This is a genomic window from Paenibacillus sp. J5, assembly GCF_054955055.1.
Genome location: NZ_JBUEDD010000002.1, coordinates 71,710 through 89,347 on the forward strand (window position 1 = coordinate 71,710; position 17,638 = coordinate 89,347).

General features: G+C 54.7%; 14 protein-coding genes. 10 read left to right on the plus strand and 4 right to left on the minus strand.

The window, feature by feature from the left end:
- Positions 1-66 precede the first annotated feature (66 nt).
- Both ACY1JZ_RS03060 and ACY1JZ_RS03065 read left to right on the plus strand, forming a co-directional pair.
- Entirely contained in the window at positions 67-2,286 is a 2,220-nt protein-coding gene (locus ACY1JZ_RS03060) for a heavy metal translocating P-type ATPase (RefSeq protein ID WP_462628362.1), read from the plus strand.
- A gap of 106 nt (positions 2,287-2,392) precedes the next feature.
- Positions 2,393-3,220 (plus strand): M15 family metallopeptidase, encoded by an 828-nt coding sequence (locus ACY1JZ_RS03065; RefSeq protein WP_462628022.1) that lies wholly within the window; start codon positions 2,393-2,395, stop codon positions 3,218-3,220.
- A 48-nt stretch (positions 3,221-3,268) separates the two neighbouring features.
- On the opposite strand, the gene ACY1JZ_RS03070 is transcribed toward ACY1JZ_RS03065, so the two are convergent.
- From ACY1JZ_RS03070 to ACY1JZ_RS03080, 3 genes are read right to left on the minus strand one after another with little or no spacing between them, the layout of a single operon-like run.
- Positions 3,269-4,426 carry a Ger(x)C family spore germination protein gene (locus tag ACY1JZ_RS03070; RefSeq protein WP_462628023.1) on the minus strand — a complete coding sequence of 386 codons (1,158 nt, stop codon included), beginning with the start codon at positions 4,424-4,426 and terminating at the stop codon, positions 3,269-3,271.
- Positions 4,423-5,907, minus strand: coding sequence for a spore germination protein (locus ACY1JZ_RS03075; RefSeq protein ID WP_462628024.1), 1,485 nt, complete (start codon positions 5,905-5,907; stop codon positions 4,423-4,425). The genes ACY1JZ_RS03070 and ACY1JZ_RS03075 overlap by 4 nt, the downstream gene beginning before the upstream one ends.
- Positions 5,904-7,004, minus strand: coding sequence for an endospore germination permease (locus tag ACY1JZ_RS03080; protein ID WP_462628025.1), 1,101 nt, complete (start codon positions 7,002-7,004; stop codon positions 5,904-5,906). Before ACY1JZ_RS03080 ends, ACY1JZ_RS03075 begins: the two co-directional genes overlap by 4 nt.
- Positions 7,005-7,237: 233 nt before the next feature.
- On the opposite strand from ACY1JZ_RS03080, the gene ACY1JZ_RS03085 reads away from it, so the two are divergent.
- The 5 genes from ACY1JZ_RS03085 to ACY1JZ_RS03105 all read left to right on the plus strand — a co-directional run bounded on the left by ACY1JZ_RS03085 (position 7,238) and on the right by ACY1JZ_RS03105 (position 13,706).
- On the plus strand, positions 7,238-8,572 hold the full coding sequence (locus tag ACY1JZ_RS03085; protein ID WP_270171201.1) for a hemolysin family protein: 1,335 nt from the start codon (positions 7,238-7,240) through the stop codon (positions 8,570-8,572).
- A gap of 196 nt (positions 8,573-8,768) precedes the next feature.
- The gene (locus tag ACY1JZ_RS03090; protein ID WP_462628026.1) at positions 8,769-9,827 is read left to right on the plus strand and encodes an LLM class flavin-dependent oxidoreductase; all 1,059 of its coding nucleotides are present in this window, start codon (positions 8,769-8,771) and stop codon (positions 9,825-9,827) included.
- 14 nt (positions 9,828-9,841) lie between these two features.
- On the plus strand, positions 9,842-10,462 hold the full coding sequence (locus ACY1JZ_RS03095; RefSeq protein ID WP_462628027.1) for a DUF1349 domain-containing protein: 621 nt from the start codon (positions 9,842-9,844) through the stop codon (positions 10,460-10,462).
- A gap of 80 nt (positions 10,463-10,542) precedes the next feature.
- Positions 10,543-10,818, plus strand: coding sequence for a VOC family protein (locus ACY1JZ_RS03100; protein ID WP_462628028.1), 276 nt, complete (start codon positions 10,543-10,545; stop codon positions 10,816-10,818).
- A 212-nt stretch (positions 10,819-11,030) separates the two neighbouring features.
- Positions 11,031-13,706, plus strand: coding sequence for a YhgE/Pip domain-containing protein (locus ACY1JZ_RS03105; protein ID WP_462628029.1), 2,676 nt, complete (start codon positions 11,031-11,033; stop codon positions 13,704-13,706).
- Positions 13,707-13,754: 48 nt separating this feature from the next.
- Here ACY1JZ_RS03105 and ACY1JZ_RS03110 read toward each other — a convergent pair whose 3' ends face one another.
- Positions 13,755-14,747, minus strand: a complete 993-nt coding sequence (locus ACY1JZ_RS03110; RefSeq protein WP_462628030.1) for a serine hydrolase domain-containing protein — start codon at positions 14,745-14,747, stop codon at positions 13,755-13,757.
- 220 nt (positions 14,748-14,967) lie between these two features.
- On the opposite strand from ACY1JZ_RS03110, the gene ACY1JZ_RS03115 reads away from it, so the two are divergent.
- Genes ACY1JZ_RS03115 through ACY1JZ_RS03125 form a run of 3 tightly spaced genes read left to right on the plus strand, consistent with a single transcriptional unit; the run spans position 14,968 to position 17,530 of the window.
- Positions 14,968-15,738, plus strand: a complete 771-nt coding sequence (locus tag ACY1JZ_RS03115; protein WP_462628031.1) for an IclR family transcriptional regulator — start codon at positions 14,968-14,970, stop codon at positions 15,736-15,738.
- A gap of 57 nt (positions 15,739-15,795) precedes the next feature.
- Positions 15,796-16,509 (plus strand): response regulator, encoded by a 714-nt coding sequence (locus ACY1JZ_RS03120; RefSeq protein ID WP_462628032.1) that lies wholly within the window; start codon positions 15,796-15,798, stop codon positions 16,507-16,509.
- The gene (locus tag ACY1JZ_RS03125) at positions 16,502-17,530 is read left to right on the plus strand and encodes a sensor histidine kinase (protein ID WP_462628033.1); all 1,029 of its coding nucleotides are present in this window, start codon (positions 16,502-16,504) and stop codon (positions 17,528-17,530) included. The genes ACY1JZ_RS03120 and ACY1JZ_RS03125 overlap by 8 nt, the downstream gene beginning before the upstream one ends.
- Positions 17,531-17,638: the final 108 nt, after the last annotated feature.

Below are 17,638 nucleotides of genomic sequence, written 5' to 3' on the forward strand. Positions count from 1 at the left end.
CCAGATGCTGCGGGCAGGGAGCGTAGTGAAACGGACAATGATCGGCAGGAGGGATGAAGCGTGAAAATGCAGCGCGAGTGGCATACATTCACAGTTACGGGCATGACCTGCGGGGCATGCGCGACCCGAATCGAGAAGGTGCTGCGGCGAGAAGAAGGCGTGGAGGAGGTACATGTCAATCTGGCTACCGGACTGGCGGCAGTAGGGGGAAGCCAAGGCGAGCTTCACTACGGCCAGCTCGAGCAGAGGGTGCGTCAGCTAGGGTTCGGCGTCCAGCCTGTGCGCCCGCCTCTTGCCGACTCGTCCGCCCCGTCTCGCACAGCATCCTTGACGAGGTTCTGGCTGTCGCTGCTGCTGACGTTTCCCTTAATGCTGCTTATGCTTCATCATGCCGTGCCTGGCTTCCCGCTTTCCCTGCCCCCGCTGTTCATGGAACCGTGGGTACAGCTTGCACTGGCAACACCCGTGCAATTCATAATTGGCTGGCCCTTCTATGCGGCTGCATGGAGAGCGCTGCGCCATGGCGGCGCCAATATGGATGTGCTGATCGTTCTTGGAACCTCCAGCGCTTATTTCTACAGCCTATACCAGATGATCCGGCAGCTTATCGATCCGGCTTCGGAGCCACAATTGTATCTGGAGACGAGCAGCATCATTATTACAATTGTGCTGCTTGGCAGACTGCTGGAATCCTCAGTCCGGCAGCGGTCTATGAGTGCCATCTCCAGGCTGCATCAGTTGCAGCAGCACAAGGTGGAGGCGGAGCGGGGCGGGCGAAGGCTGTCCGTTGCGCACTGCGAGCTGCTGCCGGGAGATCGGCTGGAGGTGCGTCCAGGAGGAAGTATCCCGGTAGATGGCATCGTGCTGGAGGGAGTATCCAGTGTCGATGAAGCGATGATGACGGGGGAGGCGGTTCCTGTTGCGAAGAGCCCTGGAGACCCGGTCATCGCCGGGACGATCAATCAGGAGGGGCGGCTACGGATCGAGGCAGCCAGAGCGGGCAGCGAGTCTTCTGTTGCACAGCTCATCGGACTGCTGGAGACGGCGCAGGGCTCCAAGCCGCCTATTCAACGCCGAGCAGATGAACTGGCTGAGATGTTCGTGCCGCTGCTCTGCGCGCTCGCTGCGGTCACGTTCCTGTTCTGGATCATGCTCATCGAGCCGGGCAATACGGCCGTGGCGATGGAGCGGATGATCAGTGTGCTGGTTGTGGCCTGCCCGTGCGCGATCGGACTGGCTACGCCGATCTCCGTGCTGGTCGGCTCGGGTCGCGCGGCTCAGAAGGGTATTCTGTATAAGGAGGGGCGAATGATCGAAGCGCTGCATCGCGTGACGACCGTGCTGCTGGATAAGACGGGGACACTGACAGAGGGGCGCCCTGTATTGACAGGCTTGTACAGTCTGAATGCAGGAAGGGACGAGCGAGAACTGCTAGAGCTGCTAGAGCTGGCAGCGGCTGCCGAGCGCCATTCCGAGCATCCGCTCGCAAGGGCTATCGTGCAGGCAGCCGCTGCCCATGGGGGGAGCAAACGGCCTGTCCGCGGCTTTAAGGCTGTGCCTGGATACGGCATCCAGGCGATCGTCGGCGATACTCGCATTAGCATTGGCTCCTGGAGAATGATGCGCGAGCATGACGGCCATGAGCGCAGGAAGGCGGACATCGTGAAGCCGCATGTTGCGCAGCGTCTGGAGGCAGAAGGTCACACGGTATTGTACATGGTCTTAGATGGTCAATTGTCTGCCGTACTGGCGGTGCGGGATGTGCTCCGTCTCTCGGCCAAGGAGGGCATAGCAGAGATAGCCAAGCTGGGACTTACGACTGCGCTCATAACTGGCGATCATGCCCGAACGGCGAAGCGGATTGCGGAGGAAGCAGGGGTTGCCCACTCTTATGCGGAGGCGCTGCCAGGCGGGAAGCTGGAGATCGTGCGGGAGCTTCAGCGTCAAGGCGAGCGGGTGCTGATGGTTGGCGACGGCATGAATGATGCGCCTGCGCTAGCCGCATCGGATGTCGGGATGGCGTTAGCCAGCGGAACCGATCTGTCCAAGGAAGCAGCAGATATTTGCCTGCTGGGGGGCAATCTGCGCGCTGTTGCAGAGGCGATCCGCATGAGCCGCAGAACGATGGCTAATATCCATCAGAATCTGACCTTTGCGCTGGTATATAACGGACTTGCTATTCCATTCGCAGCGCTCGGTTGGCTGGAGCCGTGGATGGCCTGCACAGCGATGGCGCTCAGCTCGCTAACAGTTGTCGGTAATGCCCTGCGGCTGCAGCGTATGTAGCTCGGATCGTTTGCACCTGCCGATTCTTGCCCTCCTTCCTTGACATCCGGTACAATACATAGAGGCATAGAGCTGGAAGAGACAGGTTGTGAAGGGGAGCGATACGATGAAGCTAAGGGCTGCGGCTGCGGCAGGAGGTGTGATCCTTCTGCTGATAGGCGGGATGCCGCTGTCCGTGGGGACGAGCGCTGCTGAGTCGGTGGGGGTGGAGCGAGCAGCTCTGCTGCGTGCGGGCGAGCTGGTTCGCAAGGCGGGGGCAGCAGGTCTTCAATCGGGCGCAGTCGTTGCGATCCGCGTCGGCCCGACCATAGAGAAGAAGCGGCAGTTGGCTAATGGCTTTGTCTATCTCGATGAAGCGGCGCCCACGGTACAGTATGAGCTGCGCTATTACGGCAGCAATAACTTTGTCGGCACGCGCATCGATGGCTATAACGCGCCGTTTGCAGTGATGACACAAGAAGCTGCTCAGGCGTTAGGACGGGCTAGCAAGCAGCTTGCCAAGCAAGGGTATGGGCTCAAGGTGTATGATGCCTATCGTCCAGCCAAGGCGGTCAAGCATTTCATAGCCTGGTCGAAGGATGAAGCAGATTTGAAGATGAAGGAGCACTATTACCCGGATCTGGACAAGCCCGAGTTATTCAAGCAAGGCTATCTGTCTAGCCGTTCGGCGCATTCCCGGGGAAGTACCATTGATCTGACACTGGTAGACAGAGAGACGAGCGAGGAGATCGATATGGGGAGTCCGTATGATTACCTCGGTGAAATCTCTCATCATGGAACCAAGCGGATCAGCAAGGAGCAGACAGAGCATCGCCATCTCTTGAAGCAGGCGATGGAGCGTGCCGGGTTTCGTGCATACAGTAAGGAATGGTGGCATTATACGTTAAACAATGAGCCGTTCCCGCGCACTTATTTCGATTTTGATATTGAGTAAGCTTGACTACATGGATACAAAAGGAGAACCCGTGGAGTGAGATCATACTCATCGGGTTCTCCCTTTATATTTGCCGCTATGAATTAACTTGACCTTAACCTTCACCTCGCGGATCATCTGGTCATTCATTGCCAGCTTGCCGCTTTCTTGGAGATGCTCCCATTGCTGTGGATGTTTTTTGTATAACGAGTAGAGCAGGTTGAGTGTATCCGTCTGATGCGGCAGTCCTTGCTGGAAAGTGAAGCGGATCTGCTGCTCAACCACCGCCTCGGCTTCGGCCTCCAGCTCGCGGCGTGTGAGGTTAGTAATTAATTGGTCGACAAAACCATGAGCTTGCACCTCAATATCAAACTTCACCTCGCCATTGTCCAGCACCGGCTTGATCTTGTGTGAGGGCTTTGTAAGCACTAGCGTTGCATGAGGCTTGCCATGATCCGGTACGTTGATGATCACGCGCTTGGTGCTGTGCTGCAGCCAACGGGCACCTTTCAATTGCTCGGCGGAGTACCAGCCCTTCCATTGCTGCCCGGCGAACATGGAGGCGCCCTCCACCAGAAACATGGACTTGGGCGATGTATCCTCCATCCAAGTACCCTGTTGGATCGTGATAGAGGGCAACATTGCAGTACGAGCGGGCTCGTTCAGCTCGGCAATCAATTTGAAGCCGTATTGCGGCTTGAGGCGAGATAGCTGATTGTAGCTCTCCTCCGGCCGATCCAGCAGAGAGTCCAATGCCGACATGTTCAATAGCGCCTTTTGCGAGAAGATCTGCGGAATCGGCTGCTTCGTACCGTAGACAATAACATTGTACCGCACCTCACGGTAACGATTGATCGCCTCGTAGGCTTCGTGAAGTATGGTCCCGTTCTTCAGCAGACGTTCGCTGCATACGATGGATTTAACATGACCCCAGAACAGCCGCAGTTGCGAGGTGGGATAGATGGAGGTGATGGAGTCGTTGACGGTACGTCCAACCCCCTTGCCAATCCATACGGGCACATTCTTGCCAATATCGATTTGCTCGGTCTTCGCTACATCGATGAAATTCAGAACTTGCACATAGGCGATGTATTGGCCATCGACATAGTCCAGTCCGATGGCGGTGACATAGGCGAGGTTCTGGATAGATTTGGTGTTGTTGGAGCAGCCCCCAAGCAGCAGCAACAGCAGGCACACCCGTAGCAGCTTGAGCTTAACTCTTCTCATGTTCCTCCCCCCTCGCGCTTATGGTCATTATCGTGGTTATGCAGCGTTACGGGCCGCTTCGTCATCCAGCGCCACGGCACCCGTACAATTGACTTGAGGATGTCCGCCGGGGCGAATGGGGAAAGCGGAGCCAGATAGGGAACGCCAAAGGAGCGCAGCGTGCTTAAATACCCAATCAGTAGTAGAATACCTAGCAACAGACCGAACATGCCCAGGAAAGCCGAGATGAAAAACAGAAAAAAGCGGATCACACTGACACTGCCGCTGAGAGATTGATTCACGAGCGTTACACTCGTAACGGCTGTGATGGCGCCAACAACGACTACGCTCGGGGACACCAGTCCGGCACGAATCGAGGCATCCCCGATGATCAACCCGCCGACGACGGTCAACGTCTGGCCGATGGAGCTAGGAAGCCGCAGGCCAGCCTCGCGAAAAATTTCCAGCAGCACCAGCAATATAAGCAGCTCGATCTGTCCAGTAAATGGCAGGCCGATCCGTCCAGATGCCACGGTCGCCATCAGGCGATACGGCAGTTGATCGGGGTGAAAGGACGAGAGAGCTGTCCAGGCTCCAGGAAGCAGCATCGAAATGATAAGGCTAAATAAACGAATCATCCGGGCAAAGGAGATGTATTGAAAGTTGAAATACAGATCCTCGGGCGACTTCATAAGCAGAGACAGATTGCCAGGGCCGATCAATACCATGGGGTTTCCATCCAATATAACAATGAATCGTCCAGCTAACAGACTGGCGACCACCTTGTCCGGTCTCCCGGTAAAATCGAGCAGCGGGAAGAGGGAGTATTTCTGATCTACAAGCCATTCTTCCAATTGATTGATGCTATACAAACCATCCACATCGATTCGTTGCAGACGGGAGCGAAGCTCTTCCACTATAGGAGGAGAGATAATGTCCTCTATGTACAGGATCGCTGTCTTGGTGCGGGTTCTTCGCCCCAGCGTCATCATCTCCACCGCAAGCGACTCACTGCGCAGCCTTTTGCGAATCAGGGCAATGTTCACCATCAGCTCCTCAATAAAGCCGTCTTTGGGTCCCTTAATCGAAATTTCCGTGCTGGATTCCTCCGGATTGCGACCAGGCCGGTTGGACAGGCCGATGCGGAACAAGCTACCAGTACAGCAGATACGCAGCAGCAGGTCGCCCTGAAACAGCCATTCCGACAGTTGGGCATCCGTCGCATCCTCCGGTATGGGATTCAGCGGCAGCCAGCCGTATACTCCCTCGGACTGTAGCTTGCTCAGCCCAATCGTCTTCTCCAGCTTCTCTAGCTCTGGCAAAATGACGCGGTTGAATTCGGCTGTATCGCATAATCCCTCGCTATAGGTAACGATAATGTGTGAGGAGTCTTGCTCCGTCAGGAAATAACTGTGATGAGCGACATCGGCACAATGCTGGAACAATCTTTCCAGTCGATCGTTGCATCTCTCTACTTGCGAACTACTCCCATGAGCCATCATGAAGCCTTCACCTCCGATTTGTCTGGGAGCAAGCAGAGCAGCACATACCACGCTGTCATCGCCAGCGCTGCTACCAGGGAGTAAGGAACATAGTAACGATACATATACAGGTAAAACGTATAGGCGTCTAGCGGAATAAGTGACAATAGTGTATAGCTCAGTGTAATCGCGCCGACCAGCAGTCCGCGGCGAAGGCCGCTCGCTGCCCAGGGCATCAGCTCGGCTAGCAGGAATATTGATAGGCTGATACGTATAACCGCACCGGCAAGCCACTGGAAGACAGACAGAAAATCGACATGCTCCAAATCATAGCCCAGTCTGACGAGACGCCACTGTTCATAGGGCGACTCCATCTGCTTGGCGGCCTCGACCGGGCCGAATTCAGTAATAGCCCCAATCACTGGCCCGAGTGTTATAGAGGCGAGCAGAGCACCGAGAAGAACCAGTTGCCAACCGCGTATAGGCTGTCTGATCCGATGCTGCAGCGCAAAGAGGAGGATCAACTCTGAGAAGCCCCCAACTGCGTACAGCGTGCCGTGCCAGACTGGCCGCCAGCCATTCTCCAGCACGGGCCGCAGCAGCTCCATGTCTTTCAAGTCATTATTGGCGAACGAGACAAAAAAACCGAGCGCGACCACGACGGGAAGCATGAGCCCAGCGCTAATGGCTATCGTTCTCAAGCCGGTGCAGGCGTAATAGAAACAGACTATACACAGGCTGAGAGCCAGTATAAATACCGGCGTATCAGGTAAGTAGTTGGTGAGCGTCCAGCCTGAGGTATGCAGCACTGTGGTGCCGCCCATCAGGTAGAGCTGGAGGCTAAATGGCAGAACGATCAGCCAGGAGAGAAACGATCCGACCCGCGTGGCCAGCCAAGGCTGCAGCTTCTGCTGCCCTGACCGTCTCATGCACCAGGCGATCAGGGCGCACCAGGGCAGAATGAGCATCGTTGCTGCGATTACTGCCAGCCAGGCGTCACGTTGCGAGGCCTCCAGCAGCATGGGATTGATAATGACATGGCTCATAAGCCCGTTGACGAGCATCACGATCATTACAAGCTGAATATAGCTGAGATGTCCAGTGGATTGCTGTGTCATAATTAGCTTCACCCGATCATTATGAGTTGTCTAGAAACTATAGCATTCCAACCTCTCCCTGTCCTTATGCGCCCATCATAAGCCGCAACATGACAATATAGGAGGACTAGCAATAAAGAATAAATAAAAAATTGAAACCATGGAACGGCTGTCATCGTAGTAAAAAGATGCTAAGATAAGCTATACACATTTTATGAAATCACGGAGGTGAATCCCTCGATTGAGGGAACGAATTGGACTTATCCATCGCAATTAATCTGTTTTTAGTAGCATTGTTGATTGTAATGACTGCGTTTTTTGTCGGAGCGGAGTTTGCGGCGGTCAAGGTACGGGTATCGAGGCTGGATCAGTTGATTGCTGAAGGCAATAAGCAGGCGGTAGCCGCGAAGAAGCTGGTATCTGACCTGGATTACTATCTGTCAGCCTGTCAGCTTGGTATTACCGTAACGGCACTCGGATTGGGAACGCTCGGCGAGCCGACGGTGGAGAAGATATTGCATCCGCTGTTCAATGAGCTTTCGATTCCGGCAGCCTGGAGCACCTTTATCTCCTACGCGCTCGCATTGTCGATCATGACCTTCCTGCACGTCGTGCTTGGAGAGCTGGCTCCCAAGACGCTCGCTATTCAATACTCCGAGCGCATGACCTTGCTGCTCGCCCGCCCGTTGGTCGGCTTTGGCAAGCTGCTGTTCCCGTTCATCTATATCTTGAACGGTGCTGCCCGGCTGTTCCTGAGAATGTTCGGTGTCAAGCCTGCTGGACATGAACAGGCTCACTCGGAGGAAGAGTTGAAGATCATCATGACGCAGAGCTATCAGAGCGGGGAGATCAATCAGACAGAGCTGTCTTATGTGCAGAACATCTTCGCCTTCGATGAGCGGATCGCCAAGGACATTATGGTGCCGCGCACGCAGATGATTACAATTGACCAATCGATGGATAGGCAACACATCCTGCAGCTTATCGATGAATATCGCTATACCCGTTATCCGGTGACGCGCGACGGGAGCAAGGATGATATTATCGGCTCCTTGAACGCCAAGGAGATGGTGACCCATCTGGCGATGGGGCGCGAGCCATCAATCAAGGATCATTTACACGCCATTCATATTATTCATGAAGCAACACCGCTCAAGGATGTGCTGCTGAAGATGCAGCGGGAGCGGGTTCATATGGCGCTTGTTATCGACGAGTACGGCGGTACGGCTGGCATCATTACGATGGAGGACATCCTCGAGGAGATCGTAGGCGATATTCGTGACGAGTTCGACGAGGACGAGCAGCCAGATATTGTCGAGCTGGGTGAGAAGGAATATCTCATTAATGGTCGGGTACTGCTGGAGGAGCTGGAAGCACGCTTCGGCTTGAAATTCGGCACCGACCTTGAAGTGGATACGATCGGCGGATGGATACAGGTACAGACCATGACGCAGGGGACAAAGAGCAAGGATTTTCGTCATGATGGCCATTGCTGGATACTGGCCGAGGTGGAAAACCGGCAGATTTTGCGGGTTCGACTGAAGCTGGATGCCTATCCGGCTCATGAAGATCAGGAAACAGGTGTTTAATACATGCTGCGCGAAGGGCCGCCCTACAGGGGCGGTCTTTGTGCTCGTGATGGAGTAATGATCATTGCAGAGGGGGACCATGGAGGTCTCACTGTAAAAGCGGCAATAGTAATCATGGGGTGGGTGTGGTATACTCTAACATAGTGTTAGCAACTTACTTTTTCGCGTATAGCGTCATATAGGAGGAAGAATATAGATGGAGATTGGTATTAGTACTTTCGTGGAAACGTCGCCAGATGTTCAGACAGGTGAAGTGATCAGCCATGCTCAACGGCTGCGTGAGGTGGTCGAGGAGATCAAGCTTGCTGACCAGGTGGGATTGGATGTCTACGGGGTAGGCGAGCATCATCGTAAGGATTACGCCGCATCAGCGCCCGCTATTGTGCTGGCGGCAGCAGCAACACAGACGAAGCGTATTCGACTGTCAAGTGCTGTGACCGTGCTTTCCTCGGATGACCCGGTGCGGGTGTTTCAGGATTTTGCCACGTTGGATGGGCTATCGAATGGCCGCGCCGAGATAATGGCAGGCCGCGGCTCGTTTATCGAATCCTTCCCCTTGTTTGGCTATGACCTGAACGATTACAATGAGCTGTTTGATGAGAATCTGGAGCTGCTGCTGGCGCTCCGTCAATCCGAGAAGGTAAGCTGGCGCGGTGGCCATCGTCCGGCCTTCAATAATCTGGGCATCTACCCTCGTCCGGTACAAGATCCGCTTCCAGTCTGGATTGCGAGCGGCGGGACGCCGGAGTCTGCTGTACGCGCAGGCATGCTGGGACTGCCATTGGTGCTGGCGATTATTGGCGGCAGCCCGTTCCACTTTGCGCCGATCGTTGATTTGTACAAGCGAGCGGCAGCCAAGGCAGGCCATGATCCACAAGTGCTTCCTGTTGCATCGCATTCGCATGGATTTTTGGCCGATACCGATGAGGAGGCTGCGGAGAAGTTCTTCCCTAGCACTCAGGCTGTAATGAATGCGATCGGTCGAGAACGAGGCTGGGGGCATTACAGCCGGGCAACCTACGATCAGGCGCGCAGCTTTGAGGGAGCACTTTATGTGGGTTCCCCAGAGACAGTTGCGAAAAAGATTATTCATCTGCGCAAGCATGTCGGCGTGACCCGGTTCTTCCTGCATATGCCGCTTGGCACGATGCCTCATGAGGAGGTCATGCATGGAATCGAGCTACTCGGCACGAAGGTTGCTCCGATGGTGCGGGAAGAGATAGCAGCTTGGGAATCGCAGACCGCAACGGAATAAGAGGAGGACATTCGATGAGTACGAGGAGTACGAGAGTGGAATGGGCGGCAGGCAAGTGGACGGTAGCGCCCGTCTCGGTACGTGAGGAGCAGGGGGATATGCATGTCACCCCCTGCAAGGGCAGCGATTTCTGGGAGAAGACATTGTACGGCTTCGAGCATCGCGATGGTCACGCCTTGCTGGCTCCATGGTCGGCCGAGGAAGGGATCGAGGTGTCCTTCCGGCTTGCAGGACTGACTGAGCTGTATGATCAGGCTGGACTGATGCTGTGGACAGGGGAGCGCCAATGGATCAAGGCGGGCATCGAGCTGAATGATGGCGTTCCTCACCTGGCTGTCGTTGCGACAGATGAGTATTCCGACTGGTCGCTCAGCCCTGTACCTGAATGGGCGGGCCTGGAGGTCACGGTGAGGGCATCACAGCTTAAGGATGCGGTTATTATTCGTGCCCGCGCTGGCCATGGCAACTGGAGAACCATTCGAGTCGTCCGCTTCCCTGAGCACGCAGGCAGACAGGCAGGGCCGTTCGTCTGCGCACCGACCCGTGCCGGGCTAGAGGTGGTCTTTACCCGCTGGGCGAAGACGGCTGCTGACACCGATCTGCATCAGGACCCCCCATTGCCGGAGCTTGGGTAAAGCCAGGGCGTGCTTACACGCTGGAATTTGAGCAAGCATGGAATCCGTACTAACAGCATCCCGTCCCGGAGGGGGCTAAGATGCTTGTGATGCACGCAAGACTGGATGTGTTCGGTGGAACCTTGATGTTCTCGGATACCTTCCCGGGCATGCCTTATGCTCAAGGGGATAATATTAGTCTATCGTTGACAAGCAACGATAAGGGCGCTCTGGAAGCCGCATATGAGCAGTTGAAGGTAGGCGGCAGGGTGACCATGGAGCCGCAGGAGACGTTCTGGAGCAAATATTACGGCAGTGTCACAGACAAGTTCGGCATCCAATGGCAATTCAGCTTGGAGGAGAGCAGTCCTTCATAACCTCGTGGTAGAAGGGTTGGTAAGATACAGGGGGACAGAATGCTCCCCATACGGCAACAGGTGGTTCTATTCCTGTTATCGTATGGGGAGTTTTTTTATTCATTATATTTCTTCTTTTCTCAGCTAATGCTAAACTAAGTTCTGGTCTGGTGGCAATCTGAAGTCGCCTAAGAATCCCATCTTACTTGAGAAACAGCAAAGGCGGTTTATTTATGAAAAACATTTGGAGCATTTACAAAAAGGATTGGCTACATATTTTACGAGTGCCTACCGGTATCTTTCTTATTATCGCGATCATATTCATCCCCGGTGTGTATGCCTGGGTTAATATTAAGTCGGTGTGGGACCCGTACAGCAATACGCAAGGGATCAGAATTGCAGTCACAAGCCTCGATAAGGGGGCGCTCGTTCAGGACAAGACGATAAATATCGGTAACGAATTAGTGACCAGTCTGCAAAATAACAAGAAGCTGGGCTGGACGTTTGTAGATGAGGAGGAAGCGAGGACTGGGGTGGGGCAAGGGGATTATTATGCCAGTCTGCTCATACCGACGGACTTCAGCGCGAAGATTACCGGCATTATCGAAGGCAAAATCGATCGGCCGGAGGTGATCTATACCGTCAATGAAAAGGTGAATGCGATCGCGCCGAAAATAACCGGCTCCGGCGTCTCTGCTATCACAAAGCAAATTAATGAAGGCTTTACAGAGGCGGTCAGCGAGGCTGTACTGACGAAGCTGAAGGAAGCAGGCGTCGTAATCGAGGCGGAGCTGCCGACCATTCGCAAGGTAGAGAATGGGATTTTTAATCTGGAAACTCATCTGCCCGACATCGAAGCGGCTGGACAGAAGGTACTGGACATCGAACGTATGCTGCCCGAAATCAATGAGAAGGCGCATCGAATAATCGAGCTTCAGCAGAAGCTGCCAGAGATCAATAAAGCAGCACAGTATGTGCTCAAGCTGCAGCAATATTGGCCAAGGATCAGCGATGCAGCAGGGGAGGTGCTCCTTATTCAAGAGAAGCTTCCGCAGATTCAGCAGGCGGCACAGCGCATCCAGGAGGTCGATGCTCATTTTGACCGTGTGAGCGGAGTCGTCGAGACCGCGCTGGATAAGACCAATACCGCCCTGGGTATTGTGACAACGGCTCAGGAGCAACTGCCTAAGCTTGAGGCGTTAGGGGGAGATGCGATCGCCTTCGCGGACAGACTGAACGAGTTTCTCGTTCGGAGCGAGGAGGCGTTGCAGACGATTAGCCCGACGCTGCAGCAAAATTTGCTGCTGGTGAAGCAAATCGCGGATGCCGCCGAGCTGCTGACAGCAAGGCTGCAGGGAGCCGATCTTAGCCAATTGCCGACTGCGGCAGAAATCCAGGCCCTCTCCGATCGGCTCAGCAAGGCAGCAGGCGTAATCAGCAGCATGACGAAGGTGCTGCAGACCATGAACAATTATGTGCCGGATGGACAGCTAAATGGAATCATCGAGAGGTTGAATGGTCTTAGCGACAAACTGAATACGCAAATTAAGCTGCTGGCCGTCATTAAGGATGCGATCAATGGGGGAACTGTCCCAGCACAGGAAATGGTGGCGCGGCTGAATGTGTTAACGGGGCAGGTGAGCCGGGATATTGCTTATGTGCTGGAGCATTACGACAGTGATATTGTACCTGCAATCTCCCAGGGCTTACATCGATTGATGGAGCTAGGAGCGGCATCGACCGATGTTCTCCAGACGGCACAGAGTAAGCTGCCTGATATTGCCGAGCTGCTGCGGGCAGCAGATGAAGGATTGACATTCGGACAGCAGGAATTGACCCGCATTCAGGGAGACTTGCCCGATATTCGCGCGCGAGTGCATGATATCGCCACGACATTACAGAGCAAGACAGACGCATTTGTCGATGCGATTAACAGGGCGGCACCATTCATTCGCCATGACCTGCCAGCGATCGGTCAAAAGATCGACGCAGCCGCCGCTTTTGTCCAGAACGATCTGCCTGAGGCGGAGAACGAGCTGGCGAAGCTGGCGGATTTCGTTCAAACTCAGCTTCCTGGGCTTGCAGAGAATGTGAAGCGTGTTGCTGGGCTTGTGCGTGATGACTTGCCGCAGCTCGAGGAGGCTATTCGCAAGGCGGCAGACAAGCTGCGTGAAGTGAAGGATGACCATAGCTTTGCAGAGCTTGCGAAGCTGCTGCGGGGGGATATTGAGAAGGAAAGCGAGTTTCTGGCCAGCCCTGTACGGATAAAGGAAAACCAGCTATATGCGATTCCGAACTACGGCTCGGCAATGTCGCCCTTTTACGTGGTGCTGTCCCTTTGGGTTGGAGCCACGCTGCTCATCTCGATGCTGCGCTCTGAGGCGGAAAATCCAACTGGGAGCTATCGCAGCTATGAGCTCTATCTGGGTCGCCTCGGAACCTTTTTAACCATTGGTGTGCTGCAGGCACTCTGTGTAACGCTGGGGAACCTGTTGATATTAGGCACCTACGTTGCCAATAAACTGTGGTTTGTATGCTTCGCGATGCTCGTCAGCATCGTATTTGTCACCTTGATGTATATGCTGCTGTCTGTATTCGGCAACGCGGGCAAGGGAATTGCCATTATTTTTATGGTGTTTCAATTTTCCAGCTCAGGAGGAACCTTCCCGATCAGTATGACACCGCCCTTCTTCCAGGCGCTCAATCCGTTCATGCCGTTTACGTATGCGATCAGCTTGCTGCGCGAATCGGTTGGCGGGATTTTGTGGAGTACCGTGCTGAAGGATGTTCTGTTCCTGCTCGGCTTTATTGCCATGAGCCTGTTCATTGCCCTCGTGCTCAAGCGACCGCTCAGCGGGATCATCAAGCGGTCGTCGGACAATGCCAAGAAGACGAAGATTATCGCTTAGGCCTAGAGTCAGGTGAGCAGGGAATGCGACTGATGCCGCGGGAGACTATCAATCCCGCGGCATCGTTGCGCTTGTATACTCTGTAGCGATCACAGGAGCGATGAACTGGCGAAATACGTCGAAGGGGGCTTTGCCCCGCTTCATCCGATCATTGGAGATGACTATCACCAGCTCCAGCTCAGGCACAATGACGATATTTTGCCCACCATATCCATAGGCGTGGACATAGTGGAACGAGGACGGCTGCTGACCGTGCGCTCCTGCTTCGCTGCCATCCTGTCTGCCATCATAATGATCTGCCCACCAGTGCCAGCCATAACGTTCGCGGCGCGGAGGCTCGGCATCTATCGCCGGTGCTGTTGACCTGGCGACAAGCTCTGCACTGATCAGTTGCTCCTGGTTCCATCTCCCCTTGTACATATAGAGCTCTCCGAATTTCAACATGTCCACTGGACGCATCCGCATTCCGAACCCGCCTGTATGAACCCCCTGCGGGTCTTGCTCCCACTCATATTGTGTGATTCCCAGCGGGCCGAACAACCAGCGATCGGCAAACTGCGCGCAGGATATGCCGCTGGCCTGTACAAGCATCGTCGCAAGCATCTGCGACAGACCCGAATTATACTCCATTCGCTGCCCTGGGAGGTCGGCAAGCGGCTGCTCCAGCACAAAGTCAATCCAGTTTCCGGTTCTCGTCATGCGTGGAAATGACTGCTGTCCGCCGAATTCTGTCCAATTCAAGCCGGCAGTCATCGTAAGAAGCTGCTCGATCGTAATCTCTCGCTTGCGTACATCGGAAGCATGGGCCAACTGCGGGAAGAAAGTGGCTGCAAGCTCACCCGGCCCTGGCAGCAGTTGCTTGTCCATCGCAATACAGATGAGTGCAGACAGAATGCTCTTGGTGCAGGAGTTGATCTTGGCCAGCTCGGTTTCCGTTCGTTCGTTGCGATAATGCTCTATTATGCGCTTGCCTCGGTAAGAGATGAGGCAACTGCGCAAGTCCAGCGGCTCCAGCACCGGCAGTAATGTAGTCAGATTCATCCCTCTATTCCTCCTGTTCTTTTCCAGAACCATGCCTTCGATTATAAGCTTGCAGGCCGAAAGATACAACACGACTTCTTTGCCGCGAATGGATATGTGCAAGGCTTGGCGGGATGTCCCATTGATAACGCGATGGCAATATCCGGTTGACAAAGTAATAATCAGTTGTTATATATGAAAAATATAATTTATATATAAATGATAGCAAGGAGCAAACATGATGGGGGAGCAACGCAGAGATTACAAGGTGCCCGCATTGGAGAAAGGGCTGGATATATTGGAGCTGCTTGCGGCGGCACAGGAGCCGATGTCGCTGACGTCGATGGGACAAGCACTTGGACGGGGGAGCAGCGAGCTGTTTCGAATGGTAGGTTATCTGGTCGAACGAGGCTACCTCGCCCGTGATGCATCAGGGATGTACCGACTGTCGTTAAAGCTGTACGAGCTGGCGCATCGCCAATCGCCTATCGAGCAATTGATAAAAGCAGCGGAGAGCCCGATGAGGAGGCTGGCTGCGCAGGTGCGGGAGTCATGCCATTTGAGCATGTTGCTCGATGGGGAGCTGATGGTAGTGTACCAGCAGAAAAGCCCGGAGAACTATCGTTTCTCCGTCGAGGTTGGCGCGCGCCATGATCTGCTCGGCTCCGTATCCGGCCGGATTGTGCTGGCTCATCTGCCGCGGCGTGAGCGCGAGGAGCTGCTGCGGCGTAACGACACGTACAATTCATTGTCGCAGCCGGAACGACTGAAGCTGGTTGGCAGGCTGGAGGAGGCTGCGCTGCTCGGCTTCAGCTACATGCAGAGTGAAACATATGTCGCTGTGGAGGAGGTAGCGGTGCTTGTGGGCAATCCGCAGCTCGGTGTGGTTGGTGCGATCTGTATCCCCAAGCTGCTCCGTACAACCGACACCACATCGTATATGGCTCTGCTTGCCCCCTTACAAGAATGCGCGCGCAGCATATCACAGGCAGCAGGACTTAGTTATGAATGAGTGAGTTGATATTTTATATATGTAATAATATTTCATATCGAGAGGTGGGATAGTCAGATGGAAACATGCAGAATACTGGTCGCGGATGATGACCGGGAAATCCGTGAGCTGCTGGCCATGTATTTGCGAAAGGAACGGTACGAGGTGGATACGGCAGCCGATGGAGACGAAGCCATCAGGCTGTTCGGACAAGCGAGATATAATCTCGTCGTACTGGACATCATGATGCCAGGCATCGACGGGATCGAGGTATGCCGCAGGCTGCGTGAGCATACGAATGTGCCGATAATGATGCTTACTGCCAAGGATCAGGAGATTGACAAGGTGCTGGGCCTCACGATTGGCGCCGACGACTATATGACGAAGCCGTTCGGAATTCACGAGCTGCTGGCTCGCATCAAAGCGCAAATCAGGCGGTTTCATGTGCTCGGGAGCGGAGCAGCCGCAAGGCAGGAGGCGGAGCTGCGCTATAAGGGACTCGTTATCGACCGCAAGCACCATAATGTCATTCGGGACGGCCATCAGGTGATGCTGACTGCCAAGGAGTTCGAGCTGCTCTATTACTTCGCGTCCCATCCGATGCAGGTATTTACGAAAATACAACTGTTTCGTCAGGTGTGGGACAGCGATTATTTGGAGGATGATAACACGGTTATGGTTCATATTCGCAAATTGCGCAAAAAAATCGAGCGGGACCCGTCTTCGCCGCAGCTCATCCAGACTGTGTGGGGGATCGGCTATCGCTTTGCAGGGGAGAAGGAGGATGCGTAGCGCCAATCTGTGGCTGGCTCTGCTTCAACTGCTGTCGCTGGCTGCGCTGGGGTACTTCCTGATAGCGGGGGAAGCGCAGCCGTGGCTGCTTGCTGTACTGCTCGCTCTGATTGCCTTGCCCACGCTTGCTCTTGTGCATCGGCAATGGCAATTGCGGGCGCAGCTTCGCACGTTGGTGAGCGAGCTAGCACGGGCGGCGGATGGCAACTATACGATGCGGCTGCTGGCTCAGCATGACAGTGAGCTACAGGAGGCTGTCTTCAGCATGAATGAACTACTCGCACAGCTTGCGGCGCTTCAGGGACGTACCATACGGTCGGAGGCAGCTCGTAAGACGCTGCTCTCCAATATATCCCATGACATTCGGACGCCATTAACCTCGATTATCGGCTATATCGATGTGCTGCGGGACGACCTGGAAGCTTCGCCCGCGCAGAAGGCACAGTATGTACAGATTGTGGGGGAGAAGGCGGCCGCCCTGAAGCGGCTCATCGACGATCTGTTTCAGCTTGCCAAGCTGGATGCGGATGAGCTAACGCTGCAACCGGAGCGGCTTGATCTTGCCGAGCTGGCAAGGGAAGCCGTCATTGCCCGGCTGCCTGAATTGGATCAGGCTGGTGTACAATTACGAGCTGATATTCCTGACGCGGTCTGTGCGGTCGATGCAGATCGGCTCAGCCTTCAACGAATTATGGACAATCTGCTGCTTAACGCGCTGCAGCACGGTGCATCCGGTGGTGTGCTGGGCGTGCGGCTCACATCCGGCATGGATGCGGATCAAGAGTGCTGGGTACTCAATATATGGGATCGCGGGTCAGGCATCGCGCCAGAGGAGAGTGAGCGCATCTTCGAGCGGACATACCGGGCCGACCGCTCGCGCAGACAGAGCCAAAGCGGCAGTGGTCTGGGGCTAGCGATCGCCCGTGAGCTCGCCATTTTGCATGGCGGGAGACTGGAGGTGCAGAGCGAGCCGGGGGTCAAGACGGTATTTACGCTCACGCTTGCGCAAGCCAAGAGTTAAGAAACGGTTAATAACTCGTTAAGAGGCAATTAAAATCCACTGCTTATGATAGAGCTTGTCCGGCAGTATATATCCTAAGGCTACACCATGCATCAGCAGGAGGAGAGC

Bases quoted from the DNA above. Each gene is read 5' to 3' on its own strand.
- ACY1JZ_RS03060 (WP_462628362.1), top strand. From the start codon at position 67: ATGCAGCGCGAGTGGCATACATTCACAGTTACGGGCATGACCTGCGGG.
- ACY1JZ_RS03065 (WP_462628022.1), top strand. From the start codon at position 2,393: ATGAAGCTAAGGGCTGCGGCTGCGGCAGGAGGTGTGATCCTTCTGCTG.
- ACY1JZ_RS03070 (WP_462628023.1), bottom strand. From the start codon at position 4,426: ATGAGAAGAGTTAAGCTCAAGCTGCTACGGGTGTGCCTGCTGTTGCTG.
- ACY1JZ_RS03075 (WP_462628024.1), bottom strand. From the start codon at position 5,907: ATGATGGCTCATGGGAGTAGTTCGCAAGTAGAGAGATGCAACGATCGA.
- ACY1JZ_RS03080 (WP_462628025.1), bottom strand. From the start codon at position 7,004: ATGACACAGCAATCCACTGGACATCTCAGCTATATTCAGCTTGTAATG.
- ACY1JZ_RS03090 (WP_462628026.1), top strand. From the start codon at position 8,769: ATGGAGATTGGTATTAGTACTTTCGTGGAAACGTCGCCAGATGTTCAG.
- ACY1JZ_RS03095 (WP_462628027.1), top strand. From the start codon at position 9,842: ATGAGTACGAGGAGTACGAGAGTGGAATGGGCGGCAGGCAAGTGGACG.
- ACY1JZ_RS03100 (WP_462628028.1), top strand. From the start codon at position 10,543: ATGCTTGTGATGCACGCAAGACTGGATGTGTTCGGTGGAACCTTGATG.
- ACY1JZ_RS03105 (WP_462628029.1), top strand. From the start codon at position 11,031: ATGAAAAACATTTGGAGCATTTACAAAAAGGATTGGCTACATATTTTA.
- ACY1JZ_RS03110 (WP_462628030.1), bottom strand. From the start codon at position 14,747: ATGAATCTGACTACATTACTGCCGGTGCTGGAGCCGCTGGACTTGCGC.
- ACY1JZ_RS03115 (WP_462628031.1), top strand. From the start codon at position 14,968: ATGGGGGAGCAACGCAGAGATTACAAGGTGCCCGCATTGGAGAAAGGG.
- ACY1JZ_RS03120 (WP_462628032.1), top strand. From the start codon at position 15,796: ATGGAAACATGCAGAATACTGGTCGCGGATGATGACCGGGAAATCCGT.
- ACY1JZ_RS03125 (WP_462628033.1), top strand. From the start codon at position 16,502: ATGCGTAGCGCCAATCTGTGGCTGGCTCTGCTTCAACTGCTGTCGCTG.